Raw genomic sequence first — 1,508 nt, 5'->3', positions numbered from 1 at the left:
GGTTGACGCGTGCGGGAATGCTGGAGACGTTGAACGAGGACTACATCCGGACGGCCCGTGCGAAGGGCCTGCCGGAGAAGACCGTCATCACCAAGCACGCGCTGCGGGCTTCCCTGACGCCGATCCTGACGATTTTCGGGTTGGACCTGGGTCTGCTGCTGGGTGGTGCGGTGTTGACGGAGAAGACGTTCGGTTTCGCGGGTCTGGGCGCTTTGTCGATCGACTCGATCGCATCGGGCGACCTGCCGATGGTGATGGGCGTGGTGCTGCTGGCGACCATCTTCATCGTGACGGCGAGTTTCGTGGTGGACGTCCTTTATGCCGTGATCGATCCGAGGGTGAGGCTGCAATGACGGATCCGCGGACTCCGCCGGAGGCGTTCCTGGAGGTGCGCGACCTGCGGATCCACTTCCCGACCGACGACGGCCTGGTGAGGTCGGTGGACGGGCTGGACTTCCGGCTCGAGCGCGGCCGGACCCTGGGGATCGTGGGCGAGTCGGGGTCGGGCAAGTCGGTGACGAGCCTGGGGATCCTGGGTCTGCACAACCGCAGGAACTGCCGCATGTCGGGGGAGATCTGGCTCGACGGCACCGAACTCGTCGGCTCCTCGCCCGAGAAGGTGCGCAGGTTGCGGGGCCGGAAGATGGCGATGATCTTCCAGGATCCGCTGTCGTCGATGCATCCGTTCTATTCGGTGGGTTCGCAGATCGTCGAGGCCTACCGGATTCATCATGATGTGTCGAAGAAGGTGGCGCGTAAGCACGCTGTGGAGATGCTCGGCAGGGTGGGTATTCCGACTCCGCAGAAGCGGGTGGATGATTATCCGCATCAGTTCTCGGGTGGTATGCGGCAGCGGGCGATGATCGCGATGGCGTTGTCGTGTGATCCTGAGTTGTTGATCGCGGATGAGCCGACGACGGCGTTGGACGTGACGGTTCAGGCGCAGATTCTGGATCTGTTGCGGGATCTGCAGGAGGAGTTCAACTCCGCGATCATCATGATCACCCACGACCTCGGCGTCGTCGCCGAACTCGCCGACGACGTCCTGGTCATGTACGGCGGCCGGTGCGTGGAGCAGGCGACGGTCGAAGCGGCGTTCCACGCCCCCGCCCACCCCTATACGTGGGGTCTGCTGGGGTCGATGCCGCGGCTCGACCGGGCGCGCTCCGAGCGGTTGATGCCGGTGAAGGGCACTCCTCCTTCGTTGATCAACCTTCCGTCGGGGTGCGCGTTCCATCCGCGGTGCGCCTACGCCGACCTCACCGCCGGGCGCAGCACCGCCGAAGTACCCGAGCTGACGGAGACCTCCCCGGGACAACTGGCGGCATGCCACCTGCCGGCGGAACGCCGTCGGCGGATCTGGGAAGAAGAGATCAGGCCGAACCTGTGAAGACGGAACCCGTGAAGACGCAGAGAGCACAAAGCGGCGCACCGCTGCTGGAGGTCACCGACCTGCGCAAGCACTTTCCCGTGCATGCGGGGCTGCTGCGCCGTCAGGTGGCGGCGGT

At 65.3% G+C, this 1,508-nt stretch carries 2 protein-coding genes; both read left to right on the top strand.

Going from position 1 to position 1,508, the window contains the following annotated elements:
* On the top strand, nt 1–353 hold a 353-nt coding region (locus tag C2865_RS39045; RefSeq protein WP_157964117.1), incomplete at its 5' end, for an ABC transporter permease.
* A gap of 35 nt (nt 354–388) precedes the next feature.
* Nucleotides 389–1,390 carry an ABC transporter ATP-binding protein gene (locus C2865_RS39040; protein WP_408608356.1) on the top strand — a complete coding sequence of 334 codons (1,002 nt, stop codon included), beginning with the start codon at nt 389–391 and terminating at the stop codon, nt 1,388–1,390.
* Nucleotides 1,391–1,508: the final 118 nt, after the last annotated feature.

Source organism: Actinocorallia populi, from assembly GCF_002995495.1.
Taxonomy (GTDB): domain Bacteria; phylum Actinomycetota; class Actinomycetes; order Streptosporangiales; family Streptosporangiaceae; genus Actinocorallia; species Actinocorallia populi.
Note: the sequence above shows the minus strand (reverse complement) of the source record. Positions and strands in the feature narration are given on the sequence as shown.